This is a genomic window from Pseudactinotalea sp. HY158 (genome assembly GCF_009660225.1).
Classification (GTDB): Bacteria; Actinomycetota; Actinomycetes; order Actinomycetales; family Beutenbergiaceae; genus HY158.
Genome location: NZ_CP045920.1, coordinates 1,818,197 through 1,835,160 on the forward strand (window position 1 = coordinate 1,818,197; position 16,964 = coordinate 1,835,160).

The 16,964-nt window shown below is 71.8% G+C and carries 15 protein-coding genes; 10 read left to right on the top strand and 5 right to left on the bottom strand.

What is annotated here, in order from left to right:
• Nucleotides 1–48 precede the first annotated feature (48 nt).
• Complete coding sequence (locus GCE65_RS08120; RefSeq protein ID WP_153878032.1) at nt 49–942, top strand: TIGR01777 family oxidoreductase; 894 nt, start codon at nt 49–51, stop codon at nt 940–942.
• A gap of 3 nt (nt 943–945) precedes the next feature.
• Here GCE65_RS08120 and GCE65_RS08125 read toward each other — a convergent pair whose 3' ends face one another.
• The gene (locus GCE65_RS08125; RefSeq protein WP_153878033.1) at nt 946–2,520 is read right to left on the bottom strand and encodes a protein kinase; all 1,575 of its coding nucleotides are present in this window, start codon (nt 2,518–2,520) and stop codon (nt 946–948) included.
• Between the two features lie 87 nt (nt 2,521–2,607).
• The gene (locus tag GCE65_RS08130; protein ID WP_152819029.1) at nt 2,608–2,961 is read right to left on the bottom strand and encodes a hypothetical protein; all 354 of its coding nucleotides are present in this window, start codon (nt 2,959–2,961) and stop codon (nt 2,608–2,610) included.
• A gap of 96 nt (nt 2,962–3,057) precedes the next feature.
• On the opposite strand from GCE65_RS08130, the gene GCE65_RS08135 reads away from it, so the two are divergent.
• Together GCE65_RS08135 and glnA are read left to right on the top strand one after the other, a co-directional pair.
• A complete protein-coding gene (locus GCE65_RS08135) occupies nt 3,058–3,771 on the top strand; it encodes a DUF4191 domain-containing protein (RefSeq protein WP_152819027.1) in 714 nt (237 codons plus the stop codon).
• Between the two features lie 92 nt (nt 3,772–3,863).
• A complete protein-coding gene (gene glnA, locus GCE65_RS08140; RefSeq protein ID WP_152819025.1) occupies nt 3,864–5,288 on the top strand; it encodes a type I glutamate--ammonia ligase in 1,425 nt (474 codons plus the stop codon).
• A gap of 102 nt (nt 5,289–5,390) precedes the next feature.
• On the opposite strand, the gene GCE65_RS08145 is transcribed toward glnA, so the two are convergent.
• Together GCE65_RS08145 and uxaC are read right to left on the bottom strand one after the other, a co-directional pair.
• Nucleotides 5,391–6,758, bottom strand: coding sequence for a mannitol dehydrogenase family protein (locus GCE65_RS08145; RefSeq protein ID WP_153878034.1), 1,368 nt, complete (start codon nt 6,756–6,758; stop codon nt 5,391–5,393).
• Complete coding sequence (gene uxaC, locus GCE65_RS08150; protein WP_153878035.1) at nt 6,755–8,182, bottom strand: glucuronate isomerase; 1,428 nt, start codon at nt 8,180–8,182, stop codon at nt 6,755–6,757. The genes GCE65_RS08145 and uxaC overlap by 4 nt, the downstream gene beginning before the upstream one ends.
• A 156-nt stretch (nt 8,183–8,338) precedes the next feature.
• Between uxaC and GCE65_RS08155 the strand changes: the two genes are divergently transcribed.
• Both GCE65_RS08155 and nhaA read left to right on the top strand, forming a co-directional pair.
• Complete coding sequence (locus GCE65_RS08155) at nt 8,339–9,658, top strand: lactate racemase domain-containing protein (protein ID WP_152819021.1); 1,320 nt, start codon at nt 8,339–8,341, stop codon at nt 9,656–9,658.
• Nucleotides 9,659–9,756: 98 nt separating this feature from the next.
• On the top strand, nt 9,757–10,968 hold the full coding sequence (gene nhaA, locus GCE65_RS08160) for a Na+/H+ antiporter NhaA (protein WP_153878036.1): 1,212 nt from the start codon (nt 9,757–9,759) through the stop codon (nt 10,966–10,968).
• A 40-nt stretch (nt 10,969–11,008) separates the two neighbouring features.
• Here the strand turns inward: nhaA and GCE65_RS08165 are convergent, their stop codons facing one another.
• Entirely contained in the window at nt 11,009–12,034 is a 1,026-nt protein-coding gene (locus GCE65_RS08165) for a LacI family DNA-binding transcriptional regulator (RefSeq protein WP_153878037.1), read from the bottom strand.
• Nucleotides 12,035–12,173: 139 nt separating this feature from the next.
• Between GCE65_RS08165 and larE the strand changes: the two genes are divergently transcribed.
• The 5 genes from larE to GCE65_RS08190 all read left to right on the top strand — a co-directional run bounded on the left by larE (nt 12,174) and on the right by GCE65_RS08190 (nt 16,863).
• Nucleotides 12,174–13,028, top strand: a complete 855-nt coding sequence (gene larE, locus GCE65_RS08170; RefSeq protein ID WP_153878038.1) for an ATP-dependent sacrificial sulfur transferase LarE — start codon at nt 12,174–12,176, stop codon at nt 13,026–13,028.
• A gap of 290 nt (nt 13,029–13,318) precedes the next feature.
• Complete coding sequence (gene larB / locus GCE65_RS17050; protein ID WP_370460085.1) at nt 13,319–13,735, top strand: nickel pincer cofactor biosynthesis protein LarB; 417 nt, start codon at nt 13,319–13,321, stop codon at nt 13,733–13,735.
• Nucleotides 13,736–13,889: 154 nt separating this feature from the next.
• Nucleotides 13,890–14,909 (top strand): TRAP transporter substrate-binding protein, encoded by a 1,020-nt coding sequence (locus GCE65_RS08180; RefSeq protein ID WP_228759841.1) that lies wholly within the window; start codon nt 13,890–13,892, stop codon nt 14,907–14,909.
• A gap of 41 nt (nt 14,910–14,950) precedes the next feature.
• The gene (locus GCE65_RS08185) at nt 14,951–15,547 is read left to right on the top strand and encodes a TRAP transporter small permease (RefSeq protein ID WP_153878039.1); all 597 of its coding nucleotides are present in this window, start codon (nt 14,951–14,953) and stop codon (nt 15,545–15,547) included.
• Nucleotides 15,548–15,549: 2 nt separating this feature from the next.
• Nucleotides 15,550–16,863, top strand: coding sequence for a TRAP transporter large permease (locus GCE65_RS08190; RefSeq protein WP_152819012.1), 1,314 nt, complete (start codon nt 15,550–15,552; stop codon nt 16,861–16,863).
• The last annotated feature ends 101 nt before the right edge of the window (nt 16,864–16,964 follow it).

Genomic DNA, 16,964 nt, shown 5'->3' on the forward strand with positions numbered 1-16,964 from the left:
GCACCTCGCGGGGTCCCCTTCGGCATGTCCTCGGATAGGGTCGCGACCATGGTCGTCCTCCTCGCCGGCGCCTCCGGCCTCCTCGGATCCGCGCTGACCCGATCGCTCGCCGCGCGCGGGCAGACGATACGCCGGCTCGTGCGCCGCGAGCCCACCGCGCCCGGCCAGGTCCGCTGGGACCCCTCCCGCGACCTCGACGGGGAGGTCCTCGACGGCGTGAGCGCCGTGATCAACCTCGGCGGGGCCGGGGTCTCGGACCGCCGCTGGACCCGCGCCCGCAAGCGGCTGCTCCTCGACTCCCGGGTCGGTCCCACGTCGACCCTCTCCCGGGCGATCGCCCGAAAGGTGGCCGGTGGCTCCCGGATCCGCTACCTCCAGGCGGGGGCGATCGGCTGGTACGGCGACGGCGGCGAGCACGACCTCACCGAGTCGATGCCCGCCGGTTCCACGCCACTGGCCCACCTGTGCCGCGCCTGGGAGGCGGCGGCCGGGCCGGCGCGGGAGGCCGGGGCCGAGGTGGTCACGCTCCGCACGGGCATCGTGCTCAGCCCCCACGGCGGCGCCATGGGCCCGCTCCTCCCGCTCATCAAGCTGGGACTGGCGGGCCCCCTCGGCCCGGGCACGCAGTGGTGGGCCTGGATCCACGTCGACGACTGGGTCGGCGCCGTGATCCATGTGCTCGAGAGCGATCACGTCGGCCCCGTCAATCTCACCGCGCCCCACCCGAGCCGCAACCGCGACGTCATCGCCGCACTCGCCCGGGCCGCCCACCGCCCCTCCCTCATCCGGGCGCCGGGCTGGGCCCTGCGGGTCGCACTCGACGGTTTCGGCGAGGAGATCCTCCGCTCCCAACGCGCCGTGCCGCACGTGCTGACCGAGCTGGGCTACTCCTTCGTCCATCCGGAGGTGGACTCCGCCGCCCGCGCCGTCATGTGCCGCTGACCCTCAGCCGATTCCGCAGGCCTCCACCTCCCACACCCGCCAGCGGCCCGCCGACGCGGACAGTTCCAGCTCGACGCACCTCGCCCCGCTGCCCGCCACCTGCCAGGTGCGGCCCGCCGCGTCGACCCGCTCGTGCTTCTCCTGACTGAGCAGTACTCGGACCCGTGGAGCCGCGGCCGAACCGCCGATCGCGACGACCTCCGTCCGGGTCTCCAGATCGAGCGGGTGGCGCCGCCTCAACGCCTCCGCCAGGGCGGCGTCGCCCCGTTCCGCGGGCGAGCCCGGCGCGGCGAGCCGGAGCAGCGCCGGGCCGTCGCCGTCGTTCAGGGCGGCGTCTCGTAGTCGTGTGAGCGCACGGACGGCGTCCGCCGGCTCGACCGTGGACGCGGGGGCGTCGCTCCGGCCCACCTCGGGCCCGGTGGGCGCCCGTTCGGGGCCGCCGGCGATGGTTCCCGCCCCGAGGGCGACGGCGACCGCCGTGACCGCGATCGCCACGACCCGCGCGAGCCGGACGATCCAGCGTCGGTGGTACTCGTCCTGCCGGTCCTGCCGGTCGCGCCGGTGGGGTAGGTGGGGCAGCTGGGGTCGCTCAGGGCTGCGGGCCGGGTCGCGCCGGGGTCGTCGGCGGTGCCGATCGGCACGGCGAATGGGACGGGTACTGGGGGCACGGCGGGGACGGTGGGCACGGCGGGCACGGTGGCCGCGGGCGAGCCGGGTGGGATCTCGCTGAGCCTGCTCCCGCAGACGTGCCCGGGCCAGGCCGGCCGGGTCCGGGATCTCGATCGTCTCCGCCGCCACGGTTCGGCCGGTGTCGAGCAGCGCCCGCGCCGTGGGCCGGGCGGCGGGCTCGGCGGCCAGCGCCGCCGCGAGCTCCGCGCTCAGCCGGGCACGCTCGTGCTCCGCCACCGCCCACAGGGCCACCGTCGCGGCGGACCAGACGTCGGCCGCCGCACCCGCGGGCGCGCCCGTGCGCAGTTCCGGCGCACGGAATCCGGCCGTTCCGTCCTCCCAGTCGCCGGAGCCGCCGAGGTCGACCAGCACCGGGCGCGTTCCCCGATGGCCACCGTGCCCCTCGTGCCCCTCGTTCCCCTCGTCGACCCCGCGAACCTCCGGTGCCTCGCGCACCCGGCCGTCGCCCATCGTCGGGCACAGCACGATGTTCGCCGGGGCCACGTCACCGTGGATGAGTCCGCGCGCGTGCAGGGCCGCCAGGCCCTCGCACAGGTCCACGAGCAGGCGCCAGCACTCGGGCCTGCTCAGGCCCGCCGTTCCGGCCCGCACGGTCGCCAGCGTGGGCCCGGGCACCAGATCGGAGACGACGAGCAGGCCGCCCTCGACCGGGCGCACCTCCCGCACCCGGGCGATGTGGGCGCTGCGCACCTCGGTCAGGGCCTCGAACCGCTCGCGGGAACGCAGCCGGCCGGACTCGGGCGGCGCGACGTGCCGGACGGCGACCCGCTCCCCGCCCGGAAGGGCCGCCGACCACAGCGTGCCACCGATGCCGAAGCCCAGCGGCCCCAGCACGCGAAGGTCCGCCGCCGCGGCGGCGGGAAGCGGGAACGGGGCCGATCCGGACATGGCACCATCGAATCCGATCGAACCGGGCCGTGGCCGTTATCCACAGGAACTCCCCCGGATACACCGTCCGGTCGACCCGACGCGGGCTCAGGAGGCGGTGGTGCGGACGAAGCCCTCCGAGTCGACGGCCAGGGCGGTGCCGCTCGAGACGCCGAGCGCGGCGAGCTCCTCCTCCGTCATGACCGCGACCGCGGCCTCGCCGCGGTGCCGGTCCGCGATCTCGCCCACGGCGCCGGCCGGGGAGACGCCGGCCGGATAGTCGTACACCGCGACTCGACCGGCCCTGCCAGCAGTCTCGGCAGGGCCGGCAGTGTCGGCAGGCCCGGCACCCGCGGCAGGGGAGCGCAGATACGCGGCGACCACGCGTCGTCCGCCCGCGGCCGTGGGCCACTCCTCCCCCGGGCGCACGCAGACGACGACCGCCGCGCACTGGATGTCCATGGGAGACAAGATTACGCCCCGGGCGTGTCGACCACCACAGCGACGCCCGCGCCCGGGCGCGATCGTGTCGCCGTTCCCCGGTACGCTGTGCACATCATGGCAAAGAAGAACGCAACCGAGCCGAAGGCCCCCAAGGTCAAGAAGCGCCGGTGGTACCACCAGGTCTGGGAGATCTTCCGGGACGTCCGCCGGTCCGAACCGTCGATCACCTGGAAGCTCCTGGGAATCATCCTCGGCCTGGCCGCCCTCGGCGTGGCCGTCGGGTTCCTGCTCGACCACCCGATCTACGCGGGCATCCTCGGATTCATGATCTCGCTGCCGATCGCGATGCTCATCCTCGGGCGCAAGGCCGAACGGCACGCCTACGGGCGGATCGAGGGGCAGCCGGGTGCCGTCTCCGCCGCGCTCGGAACGATCCGCCGGGGCTGGAACATCGAGTCCGAGCCGGTCGCCGTCGACCCGCGCCATCAGGACATGGTGTTCCGGGCCGTGGGCCGCGCCGGCGTCGTGCTCGTGTCCGAGGGGCCCTCGCACCGGGTGCGCAAGCTCTTCACCCAGGAGACCCGTCGGGTCACGCGCGTCGTGCCGAACGTGCCGGTCATCGAGATCGAGGCCGGTCGTGGGGAGGGGCAGGTGCCGCTGCCGAAGATCGCGCGTGCCGTGCAGAAGCAGAAGGCCCAGCTGACGAAGCTGCAGGTGGCCGAGGTGTCGAAGCGCCTGCGTGCCCTGCAGCAGTCCCGCCTGCCGATTCCCAAGGGTGTCGACCCGATGAAGGCGCGGCCGGACCGCAAGGGCATGCGCGGCCGCTGACGCAGCCTCCACCCGCCCGGGCGGCGTGCGAGCACCGCGGACGGCATTGCAGACCAGATCACCCTCCCACTCATCCCCCCGAGGAGCCGCGGATGTTCACCAGCCCCGACGAAGCGATCGCGTATATCCAGCAGAACGACGTCGAGTTCGTGGACATACGGTTCTGTGACCTGCCGGGGGTGATGCAGCACTTCAACATGCCGGTGGGTGCCTTCGCCGCGGAGGCGTTCACCGAGGGGCTCATGTTCGACGGCTCCTCGATCCGGGGCTTCCAGGCGATCCACGAATCCGACATGAAGCTCGTGCCGGACGTCGACACGGCCTACGTCGACCCGTTCCGCGCCCGTAAGACCCTCGTGATGAACTTCTCGATCGTCGACCCGTTCACCGGTGAGCCCTACAGCCGGGACCCGCGCACCGTGGCCGCCAAGGCCGAGGCCTACCTCGCCTCGACCGGGATCGCCGACACGGTGTTCTTCGGCCCGGAGGCCGAGTTCTACGTCTTCGACGACATTCGCTACCAGTCCACGCCGCAGTCGAGCTTCTATCACATCGACTCGGCCGAGGCCGCGTGGAACACCGGCCGGGAGGAGCCCGGCGGCAACCTCGGCTACAAGACCCGCTTCAAGGGCGGCTACTTCCCGGTCGGGCCGAACGACCAGATGGCCGACCTGCGTGACGAGATGGTCGGCGTGCTCGGGCAGGTGGGCCTCAACGTCGAGCGCGCCCACCACGAGGTCGGCACGGCCGGGCAGCAGGAGATCAACTACACGTTCGACACCCTGCGCCGCAGCGCCGACGACCTCATGAAGTTCAAGTACGTGATCAAGAACGTGGCCTGGAACAACAGCAAGGCGGCCACGTTCATGCCCAAGCCGCTCTTCGGCGACAACGGCTCGGGCATGCACTGCCACCAGAGCCTGTGGAAGGGCGGCCGGCCGCTGTTCTACGACGAGCGCGGCTATGGCGGCCTGTCGGACCTGGCCCGCTGGTACATCGGCGGCCTGCTCGCCCACGCGCCGAGCCTGCTCGCGTTCACGAACCCGTCGGTCAACTCCTACCACCGGCTCGTGCCGGGGTTCGAGGCGCCGGTCAACCTCGTGTATTCGGCCCGGAACCGCTCCGCGTGCATCCGCATCCCCGTGACCGGCACCTCCGCCAAGGCCAAGCGCGTGGAGTTCCGCGTGCCGGACCCCTCGGCGAACCCCTACCTCGCGTTCTCGGCGATGCTCATGGCCGGGATCGACGGGATCCGCAACCGCATCGAGCCGCCCGAGCCGATCGACAAGGACCTCTACGAGCTCCCCCCGGCCGAGCACGCCCAGATCGAGCAGGTGCCGGCGTCGCTGCCCGAGGTGCTCGAGGCCCTCGAGGCGGACCACGACTACCTGACCGAGGGGGGCGTGTTCACCCCCGACCTCATCGAGACGTGGGTCGACTACAAGCGCACCCACGAGGTCGACCCGATCCGGGTGCGCCCGCACCCCTACGAGTACGAGATGTACTTCGACCTGTAGGTCCCTCCCCGCTCCCCCAGCGGCCGGGACCCGGGTCGTCCCGACCCCGCGTCACGGGGTCGGGGCCTCCCAGGTCCACTGGGAGGCCCCGACCGCCGGGCGTCAGGCGCGGCGGTTCTGCTCGAACTCCGCCAGGTACCGCCCTACGAGTTCCTCGAGGTCCGCGTCGCCGCCGATCCCGAGCCGCTCGAGCACGGCCGTGACCGCGGCGCCCGCCTCCCCCGCGGCGCTCTCCTGCCAGCTTGCCCCCTCGACGTCCGTCACTGGGGTGCCGTGGCCGCGCAGGTGCGCGATCCATGCGGCCAGCGCCCGGGCGGCGCCCGTCGGCATCCGGCCGGCACCCCGCTCGGTGCGCACCACGGGCACGATCCGGACCGGGATCTTCTGTGAGCCGTCCATGGCGATGCGGGCGAGCGCGTCGCCCATCCGGGGATTGTCGAACCGTTCGAGCAGCGCGCTCCGGTAGGCCGCCACCTCGGCGACCGGCAGCGGCACGGTGGCGGTCGCGTCGTCCCAGAGCTCGTTCACCCATGCGCGACAGCGTGGATCGGCGATCGCCTCGTCCACGGTCTCGTGGCCGAGGAGCGGGCCGCTGTAGGCGAGCAGCGAGTGCGAGCCGTTGAGCAGCAGCAGCTTGCGCTGCTCGTAGGGGACGACGTCGGCGACGATGCTCGCCCCCGCGTCCTCCCAGCGGGGCCGGCCGGCGGGGAACGCGCCCGACATGACCCATTCGCTGAACGGCTCCGTGCGCACCGGGCTCGCGTCCTCCATCCCGAGGTGCTCGCGCACGGTCCGCTCGTCCTCGGCCGAGGCGGCGGGGGTGATGCGGTCGACCATCGACGAGGCGAAGTCGACGTGCTCGTCGATCCACTCGAGCAGATCGCCGTCGGCGGCGGCCGCGAAGTCCCGCACGACCCGCTCGACGACCTCGCCGTTCCCGGGCAGGTTGTCGCACGGCAGCAGCGTGATCGGTCCGGCGCCGGCGACCTGGCGGGCGAGCAGCCCGGCCACGAGCTTCCCCGGCACCGTGACCACGGCGCGGTAGGGATCGGCCCGGAGCGCCGCGAGGTCGGCGACGACCTGCTCGTCGTCGAGCACGAGCGCGCCGCCGCGGTGCAGGTAGCCGGCCTCGGTCACCGTCATGGTCACGAGCGCGACCTCCGGATCCCGGAAATAGTCGAGCAGCGCGGCGTGGTCGCTCGCCGTGTGCACGGCGCTGACGGAGTCGACCACCTCGAACGAGTCCTCAGCGGGACCGCGGGTGATGAGGGTGTAGAGGCCGTCCTGGGGGGCGAGCACGCGCGCCCCGTCGGGGCGGCGACCGGTGAACGCGGCGATGCCCCACTCGGAGGCGTCCGGCGCCCGGCCGGTGTACCACGCCTGATGGGCGCGGAAGAAGTTCCCGAGTCCCAGGTGGACGATGCGGACGGGGGCGGGCTCGTGCGACACGTCGCGGGCGAGTCTCTTCATAGCTTGAACACCTTCGCGGGGATGGTCGTGACCAGGTCGAGGGCGACGGCGTGTGCCTCGTCCTCGCTCAGCCGGTGCTCGGCGACGAGCCCGGCGAGATATCCGGCGTCGAGCCGGCGGGCCATGTCGTGCCGGGTCGGGATCGAGAGGAACGCCCGGGTGTCGTCGATGAAACCCGACGTGCGGTAGAACCCGGCCGTCTCGGTCACCGCGCCGCGGAACCGCCGGATCGCGTCCGGCGCGTCGAGGAACCACCAGGGCACGCCCACGTGCATCGAGCGGTAGAACCCGGCCATCGGGGCGAGCTCGCGGGAGTAGACCGTCTCGTCGATCGTGAAGACGACGAGGGTGAAGTCGGGGTGATTGCCGAACCGTCCGAGCAGCGGCTGCAGGGCGTGGGTGAACTCGACGCTCGTAGGGATGTCGGCGCCCGTATCGGGGCCGTACTCGGCGAAGGTGCGGGGGTCGTGGTTGCGCCGCACCGCCGGGTGCAGCGTCATGACCAGGCCGTCCTCGGTGGCCATCCGGGCCATCTCGTGGACCATGTGCCGACGGAACGCCGTCGCCTGGGCGGGGGTCGCCTCCCCCGCGAGGGCGGCGGCGTAGATCACCGCGGCCTCGCCGGCTTCGAGGGGTTCGGTGCCCGCGTCGGCGTGGGAGTGGTCGCTGGAGACGGCGCCGTGGGCCTTGAAATAGGCGCGGCGGTTCTCCAGGGCCGCGACGTAGCCGCGGTAGTCACCGGTGTCGACGCCGCTCACCTCGCCGAGCCGGCGCACGAGGTCGGGCCAGTCGGCGCGGGCCGGCTCGAGGAACCGGTCGGGCCGGAATGTGGGCAGCACCCGCCCGGTGAACGTGCCGTCGGCGGCGAGCGCCGCGTGCGCGCTCAGGTCGTCGAGCGGGTCGTCCGTCGTGGCCAGCACGCTCATGCCGAAGCGCTCGAAGAGCGCGCGCGGGCGGAACTCGGGGGTCGTCAGGGCCGCGGCGATCTCGTCGTAGAGCGCATCGGCGGTCTGCGCGCTCGGCGCCCGGCTCACCCCGAACACCTCGGCGAAGGTGGTGTCGAACCAGTACTTCACGGGCGTGCCGCGGAAGACGTGATAGTTCTCGCAGAGGATCCGCCAGGCCCGCCGGGCCGCCTCCTCCGCCAGCGGGGCGAACCCGCCCGGTCCCCGACCGAGATCCGACAGGTCCGCCCCGTTCGCGTGCAGGAGGCGCAGCGCGTAGTGGTCGGGCTGGAGCAGCAGGTGGGTGGGGTCGGCGAAGGGCTCGTTCGTGGAGAGCCAGTCGGCGGGCACGTGAGAGTGCGGGGAGATGATCGGCAGGCTCTTCGTGTGCTCGTACAGGCTCCGGGCGATCCCCCGGACGGTCGGGTCGGCCGGGAGCAGGCGGTCGGGGTGGACCGTGAGCGGTGCAGGTGCAGGCATGCCCAACATCGTGCTGATCGGCCGGCGACCACGGCAACAGGTTGCCATCGCTTGCCACGGCGGCAGCGGCGTCATCGCTCGGATCCGCGCCCCCGGCGACCGGCCGCGGCCGTGTTCGCTCCCGTGTACCCCGGGCCGGCGTCTACGGTGGGAGCCATGACGTGGTTCAAGCACGAGGCCCGGTTCATCTCCCGGCCCGAGATCGAGAGTCTGTGTGATCGCCTGCTCGACGAGGCCGCCGAGCGGCTGGGCATCGTCGAGTACCGCCGGGTGCTGCTGCTGCCGCCCGACCTCACCCGCGCCCACTCCGGCACGGGCTGGATGACCGAGTACCTCTATCACCGGCTCACGGATTCCGGGGCCGAGGTGCACGTCATCCCCACGCTCGGCCAGCACGTTCCCCACACCCGCGCCGACAACGAGTGGATGTTCGGGTCGATCCCCGAGGAGCGCATCCACGCCCACGACTGGAAGAACGGCGTGACCCACGTCGGCACCGTGCCCGCCGAATTCGTGCGGGAGCAGACCGGCGGCGCGGTCGACTGGGAGATGCCGATCGACCTGAACACGATGCTCATGACCGAGCAGTGGGATCTGATCGTCAACGTCGGCCACGTCGTGCCCCACGAGGTGCTCGGGTTCGCCAACCACAACAAGAACTACTTCATCGGACTCGGCGGCAAGCGCCTGCTCGGCTCCTCCCACATGGCCTCGGCCGTGTACGGGATCGAGAACAACCTCGGCAACCTCCTCACCCCGGTGCGGGCCTGCTTCAACTACGCCGAGGAGCACTTCCTCGCCGACCTGCCGGACGTGTACCTGCAGGTGGTCATGGACTACGACGACGAGGGCCGCCTGGCCCACACCGGCGTCTACGTCGGCGACGACCTCGAGACCTATTACGACGCCGCGCGCGCCTCCCGGGACCAGAACTTCACGATCTTCGACGAGCCCGCCCACAAGATCGTCGCGGTCATGCAGGCCGACGAGTTCCGCGCGACCTGGGTCGCGAACAAGGCGGTGTACCGCACGCGGATGGCGCTGGCCGACGGCGGCGAGCTCGTGGTCATCGCACCCGGGGTCGAGCGGTTCGGTGAGCAGCCGGAGGTCGACGACCTCGTGCGCAAATACGGCTACATCTCCCAGGCGGAGGCGGTCGAGCTGTACCGGACCGAGGCGGACATGCAGGACATCCCCCACGGCACGGCCCACCTCGTGCACGGGTCGAGCGAGGGCCGGTTCACGATCACGTACGCCCCCGGCCACCTCGGCCGGGAGGAGATCGAGTCGGTCGGCTACCGCTACCTCGACGTGAACGAGGCGCTGCGGCGCTACGATCCGGCGGTCATGAAGGACGGCTGGAACACCATGCCGGACGGCGAGGAGGTCTTCTACATCTCCACCCCGTCGGCCGGCCTGTGGGCCACGCGCGAGAAGCTGCTGGCCCGCGCCGACCACGAACGCTACGAGGGCTGAGCGCCCCGGACCGGGTGAGAGCCCGGTGGCGGCCCGGTGACCGGGTACCGTGACATGGCCGCGCGCCGCCGGCCCCGACGACGAAAGAAGCACCCCTCGTGACGACCACCCCTGCACCTCGCGGCCCCCTCGCCGGCTACCGCCGCAAACTCGGCTCCGAGACCTTCGCAGGCATGGTCCTCCTGGGCGGCGCCGTCGTGGCCCTCGCGTGGGCCAACTCCCCCTGGCGCGAGACCTACGCCGCGCTGTCGGCGGTGACGATCGGGCCGGAGTCGCTGGGACTGTCGCTCTCGCTGTCCACGTGGGCGGCGGACGGCCTGCTCGCCCTCTTCTTCTTCGTGGTGGGCCTGGAGCTCAAGAACGAATTCGTCAACGGCTCGCTCCACAACCTGCGCAGGGCCGCGGTGCCGGTCATCGCCGCCGTCTGCGGGATGCTCGGCCCCGCCGCCGTGTATCTGCTCGTCCAGTGGGTCAGCGGCGCCCAGGTGTGGCAGGGCTGGGCGATCCCGGTCGCCACCGACATCGCCTTCGCGGTCGCGCTGCTCGGCATCTTCGGGCGCTCCTTCCCACCGGCGCTGCGCACCTTCCTGCTCACCCTGGCGGTGGTCGACGACCTGCTCGGCATCACGATCATCGCCGTGGCCTTCACCGACCACGTGAGCATCCTGCTGCTGCTCGCCTCGCTCGCGACCATCGCGGTCTTCGCCCTGCTGCTGCGGGCCCGGATCATGCACTGGTGGGTCCTCGTTCCCCTCGCGGTGCTCGCGTGGGCGCTCATGCACGCCGCCGGTGTGCACGCCACGGTCGCGGGCGTGCTGCTGGGCCTCGTCGTGCCGGCCACGACCCGCCCGCAGGAGGCGATGCCGCTCGTCGACCGGTTCGCGAGCCGGATCGACTGGATCTCCGCGGGCTTCGTGCTGCCGATCTTCGCCTTCTTCGCCGCGGGGATCAACATCGTGGACGCCGGGGGGCTGGGCTCCGTACTGACCGATCCCGTCTCGGTGGGCGTCAGCCTCGCACTCCCGCTCGGCAAGTTCATCGGGATCTGGGGCGGGACGGCCCTGCTCGTCGCGTTCACCCCGCTCCTCCTCGGCGACGGACTGAGGCTGCGCGATCTGCCGGGGATGACGCTGCTCGCGGGCGTCGGGTTCACGGTCTCGCTGCTCATCGCGCAGCTGTCGTTCGATCCCACCGCCGTCGAGGGCGAGCACGCCCGCATCGGGGTCATCCTCGGCTCCGTGCTCGCCGCCGCGCTCGGCGCGATCGTGCTCAAGGCGACCGGGCGGCGGCACGCAAGCCGGTCCATGTGACCCGCGCCGACCGACCAGCGCCGGCCGACCAGCGCCAGCCCTAGCGGAAGACGAGCCGGCCGGGGCGGGCCTTGCCGGTCGATGCCCGCGGCACGAGCTTGACGGGCAGCAGCACCGGTTCGGACGTCGGCCGGGCTCCCCCGATGATCGCGAGCAGGTTGCGGGTCGCGGTCGCCCCCTGGGATCGCAGCGGGGAGGCGACCGAGGTGAGCGCGGGGGTGGTGAGCGACCCGACCTGGGAATTGTCGAATCCGACGACGCTCACCTCCCCCGGGACCTCGATGCCCAGGGCCCGCAGCCCCTGGATGAAGCCGATCGCCATGACGTCGTTGAAGGCCACGACGGCGGTGGTCGGCTGCGCGGCCCAGCGACGCGCGGCGCGTAGCCCGCCCTGGATGGTCGGCTCCTGCGGCCCGATCCGCCTCGTGCGCAGGTACAACTCCATCCCCGCCTCCTGGATGCTCCGCCAGCGCACACCGTCGGTCCACGACGCCTCCGGTCCAGCGAGGTAGGTCACCTCCTCGTGCCCGAGCGCACCGAGATGCTCGACCGCGCGCCGGGCCCCCCGCGCCGAATCCGTGAGCACCGACGGCAGGCCCTGGACGATCCGGTTGAGCACCACGACCGGGCGCTGCTTGGCGAGCATCCGGATTCCCGAGTCCGACAGTCGCGGACTGGTGAGCAGGAGCCCGTCGAGCATCGGCAGCAGCGGCTCGACCAACCGCTCCCGCACGCTGCTCTCGCGGGTGTCGATGAGCACGAGCGAATGGTCGGCGGCCTCTGCGGCCGCCTCGGCCCCGCGGATCACCTCGACGAACACGGGATTGGCGATGTCGGCGACGAGCATCGCAAGCCGGCGGGAGGGGGCGTGCGGAAGCGTCGGCGCGGCGGACGAGCGCTGATAGCCCAGTTCGGCCGCCGCCCGGCGCACCTTCGCGGCGGTGACGGCGCTCACGCGGCCCGGCCGTGCCAGCGCCCGCGAGACCGTCGACGGGGCAACGCCCGCGGCCGTGGCGACGTCGTAGATGGTCACTGCCCGCCCGACGATCTCGTTCCCGGAGTCCATGGCGCACACGCTAGGGTCAACGGCAACCAGTGGCAACATGTGGTGAGGCCGTCCGAGCGCCGAGCAGGATGGCCATCGAATCCCGGCGCGTCCGCCCCGAGTCCGGCCCCGGCCGCGCCGCTCGAGCTGGAGGCTACCGATGACACCGCGAACCGAACCGACCCCCGAGGCCCTGACCGGCGCCCTCGCCCGAGCGCGAGCCGATCTCCGCGGTCACGCCCCGCTCGGGGTGGCCTACTCCGGCGGCGTCGATTCGGCCACACTGCTGGCCCTCGCGGTCGCGGAGCTCGGGGCCGACCAGGTGGTCGCGATCCTCGGCGTCTCCCCGAGCCTGGCCACCGACGAGCGTGAGCGAGCCCACGCGACGGCCCGCGAGATCGGCGCCCGGGTCGTCGAGATCCGCACCCACGAGGGCGAGAACGAGTCGTACCGGGCGAACGGCCCGGACCGCTGCTTCCACTGCAAGGACGAGCTGTTCACCCGGATCTCCGACGAACTCGTGGACGAGCTCGGGCTCGCGGCCATCGCCTACGGCGAGAACGCCGACGACGCCCGCCGCCCCGACCGCCCCGGCGCGCAGGCCGCGGTCGACCACCGGGTGCTGCGGCCGATGTCCGCGGCCGGCATGACCAAGCTCATGGTGCGGCAGGCGGCCCGGCAGCTCGGCGTCCCGGTCGCCGACAAGCCCGCCGCGCCGTGCCTCGCCTCCCGTATCCCGCACTTCCAGGAGGTGACGCCGGAGAAGCTGCGCCAGATCGACGAGGCGGAGGGCGGGCTGCGCCGGCTCGGGTTCACCGACTGTCGGGTTCGTCACCACGGCGAGATCGCCCGCATCGAGGTGCCCATCGCCGAGATCCCCGCCGCGGCCCGGCAGCACGAGGCCATCCACACCCTCGTCACGGCCGCCGGGTTCACGTTCGCGGCCCTCGACCTGCGCGGCATCCAGTCCGGCGCGTTCACCCTGCCGCTCGTGCTCGGGGCCACCCGTGCCTGATCAGCCGACACCGGCGTGGGCGCCGGGACCGGAGTTCGAGCAGGTCCGTCTCGATCTCGAGCGCGGCCGCCGGCGCGGCTACCCCGAGGCCGTGCTGTGCGAGCCCAAGTCGACCGAGCAGGTCGCCCTCGTCGCGGCCCGGGTCGCGGATGCCGGCACCCCGACCCTGTTCACGCGCGTGCGACCCGAGCAGGTCGAGGCGATCCGCGCCGCGCTCCCGGAGGCCGCCCACCACGAGCAGGCCCGCCTCGTGGCGTGGCCCGCGCGGCCGCCCGCGCCCCGGGGGCTCCGTGCTCGTGCTCAGCGCCGGCACCTCCGACGTGCCGGTGGCGCTCGAGGCGCAGCTGACCGCCCGCCACCTCGGGCGGGAGGCCTCCCTCCTGGCCGACGTCGGCGTGGCGGGCCTGCACCGCCTCCTCGCCCAGGTCGATCGGCTGCGCGAGGCCTCGGCGATCGTCGTGGCCGCGGGTATGGACGGCGCCCTACCGGGTGTCGTCGCGGGCCTCGTGAGCGCACCGGTCATCGCCGTGCCCACCTCCGTCGGCTACGGCGCGGCCTTCGCCGGGCTCGCCCCGCTGCTCACGATGCTCAACGCCTGCGCGCCCGGGGTCGCCGTGGTCAACATCGACAACGGGTACGGCGCCGGGCACCTCGCCGCCCAGATCTCCGCGGACCGCACGCCCGTGGCAACCCCTGGCAACCGTTAGCGACCGAGCCCGTCGATCTGGCTGAATCCTAGTCAGCAGGGTCGGCGGTGGTTGCCTCCCGACCGGCCCGCTCATCTGACGGCGATCCCAGGACAATGCGGTCACACTCCCCCCGCACTGGGCTTGCTCCCCGACTCTACGAACGGAACGCACCATGCGTATGAAGAAGACTCCGATCCTCGTCGCCGGCATCGCGTCCGCGGGCCTCCTGCTCGGAGCGTGCAGCGGCGGTGGCAGCAGCGACGGCGGCGACGGCTCCGGCTCGACCATGCGCCTCGCGCTCAACCAGACCGAGGAGCACCCCTCCTACATCGCCCTCGACAACTTCGGTCAGGCCCTCGAGGAGAGCACCGACGGCCGCTGGGGAATCGACGTCTTCCCGAACGAGACGCTCGGCGCCCAGGCCGAGGCCCTCCAGCTCGTCTCCGACGGCAGCGTCGACATGGCGGTCGTCTCGGGCGCCCAGCTCGAGAACCTCAACGCCGACTTCACCGCCTACAACCTGCCCAAGGTCTTCACCGACATCGACCACCAGATGCAGGTGATCAACAACCCGGGCGAGCTGACGAGCGAGCTGTTCGCCTCCCTCGAGGAGTCGAACAACCTCACCGTCATCGGCGGCCTGACCCAGGGCAGCCGCAGCGTCTACACGACCTTCGGCGCCGTCGAGAGCCCGGCCGACCTGGCCGGCAAGAAGATGCGCGTGCAGGAGTCCGACCTGAACGTCGCGATCGCCGAGGCGCTCGGCGCCGCCGCCACGCCGATGGCCTACGGCGAGCTCTACACGGGCCTGCAGTCCGGGGTCGTGGACGCCGCCGAGAACAACGAGGTCTCCTACTTCACCCAGAAGCACTTCGAGGTCGCCCCGTACTTCTCGTACACGAACCACGTCGTCGGCCTCGACTACGTCATCATCAACACGGACAAGCTCGAGAGCATGACCGATGAGGACCGCGCCGCCTTCGACGAGGGCTGGGCCGCCGCCTGGGCCGAGCACACCGAGCTGTGGACGCAGGCCACCCAGGACGCCATCGACGGCGCGACCGCCGGCGGGGCCACGTTCACCGAGGTCGACGACGCCGCCTTCTCCGACGCCCTGGCCGCCGTCGCCGAGGAGTTCATCAAGACCGACAACCAGCAGGCCCTCTACGACAACGCCCGCGAAGGCCAGTGACCGAACGGGCCGAGCCGGACATTCAAGAAGGGAGGAGCACCATGGAATCGATCAAGAAGGGCCTGGACAGGACCCTCTACTGGATCACCGTCGTCCTCTTCGCACTCCTCGTACTCATCGTCGTGTGGCAGGTGTTCAGCCGACAGGTGCTGAGCAGCCCGGCCACCTGGACCGATGAGGGAGCCCGACAGACCTTCGTCTGGCTCGGCCTGTTCGCCTCCGCGTTCCTCTTCGGGGAACGCGGGCACATCGCCGTCGAGGTGATCGTGCGGCGCTTCCCGCCGCGGACCGAGCAGATCATCGCGATCGTCGTGCAGCTCATCGTGCTCGCCTTCGCGCTCATCGTGCTCGTCTGGGGCGGCTGGCGGGCCTCGCAGAACGCCTGGACCCAGGAGCTCAGCGCGCTGCCGTTCACGTTCGGGCAGATGTACCTCGCGCTGCCGGTCTCCGGACTCCTCATGGCGTTCTACTCGATCTTCTACCTCAGGGGGCTCGTCCGGGGCGACGTCTCCCCCTATCCCGACGTCGAGTCCGAGGACGACCCCGAAGTGCAGCTGAGCAAGTACTCGGCGAGCAGTGAGCTGCTGCCGGAATCGACCCAGTCGCCCGAGGCAATCGACCAGACCAGGGAGGGCTGACCATGGATCCCGCAACGCTCGCCGGACTCATCCTGCTCTTCGGCATCATCATCGGCATCGTGCTCTCGGTGCCCATCGCGGTCGTCATCGGCGCCGTCTCGTTCATCGCCGCCGTGCCCCTGCTCGGGATGCAGGAGGCGGTCCTCGTCACCTCCCAGCGCATGTTCACCGGGATCAACTCCTTCCCGCTGCTGGCGATCCCGCTGTTCGTGCTCGCGGGCGTCATCATGAACAACGGCGGCATCGCGGGCCGGCTCGTCGACGCCGCGAAGGTCGTCACCGGGCGCATGCCCGCCTCGCTCGCGCAGACGAACGTCGTGGCCAACGCCATGTTCGGCGCGGTCTCGGGGGCCGCGGTGGCCGCCGCCGCGGCGGTCGGCACGGTCATGAACCCGCGGATGTCCGCCGAGGGATACAAGAAGCCGTTCTCCGCCGCGGTGAACGTCGCCTCGGCGCCGTCGGGGATGCTCATCCCGCCCTCGAACACGTTCATCGTCTACTCGCTCGTCTCGAGCACGTCGATCGCGGCGCTGTTCATGGCCGGGGTCTTCCCGGGCATCCTGTGGGCCCTGGCCTGCATGGTCATCGTGTACCTGTACGCGCGCCGCCAGAAGGGCAAGCTCAAGTCCACCGATCGGGTGACCTTCGCCCAGGCGATGCTCGTGTTCTGGCGCGCCGTGCCCTCGATGCTCATGATCATCGTCGTGGTCGGGGGCATCATCTTCGGCTACTTCACCGCCACCGAGTCGGCATCGATCGCCGTCGTCTACTGCCTCGTGCTCTCGGCGATCTACCGCTCGATCAAGTTCCGGGAACTGCCGGGCATCCTCATCGACGCCGGCCGCACGACCGCCATCGTCATGCTGCTCGTGGCGGTCTCGACCGCGCTGTCCTTCGTCATGTCCTTCGCGCGGATCCCGGACGTCATCTCCGACACGATCCTCGGGGCCACGGACAGCAAGGTCGTCGTGCTGCTCATCATGATGGTCATCCTGCTCATCGTCGGAACCTTCATGGACCCGACGCCGGCGATCCTCATCTTCGTGCCGATCTTCCTGCCCATCGCGCTCGAGCTCGGAGTCGACCCGGTGCACTTCGGTGCGATGGTCGTGATGAACCTGTCGGTCGGGGTGATCACCCCGCCGGTGGGCAATGTGCTCTTCGTCGGGGCACGCGTGGCCCGGTTGCGGATCGAACCGGTGATCAAGCAGCTGTGGCCGTTCCTGCTCGCGATCATCGCGATGCTCTTCCTCGTGGTGTTCGTGCCCCAGCTCTCGCTGTGGCTGCCCACCTCCACCGGCCTGCTCATCCCCTGACGCAGCCGGCCCCGCAGCACCCCGAACGGCCCCGCACCTCCGGCAGGAGGGCGGGGCCGTTCGGTCGTCCCCGATTCCCCTGGGCGATTCATTCGGGCGAC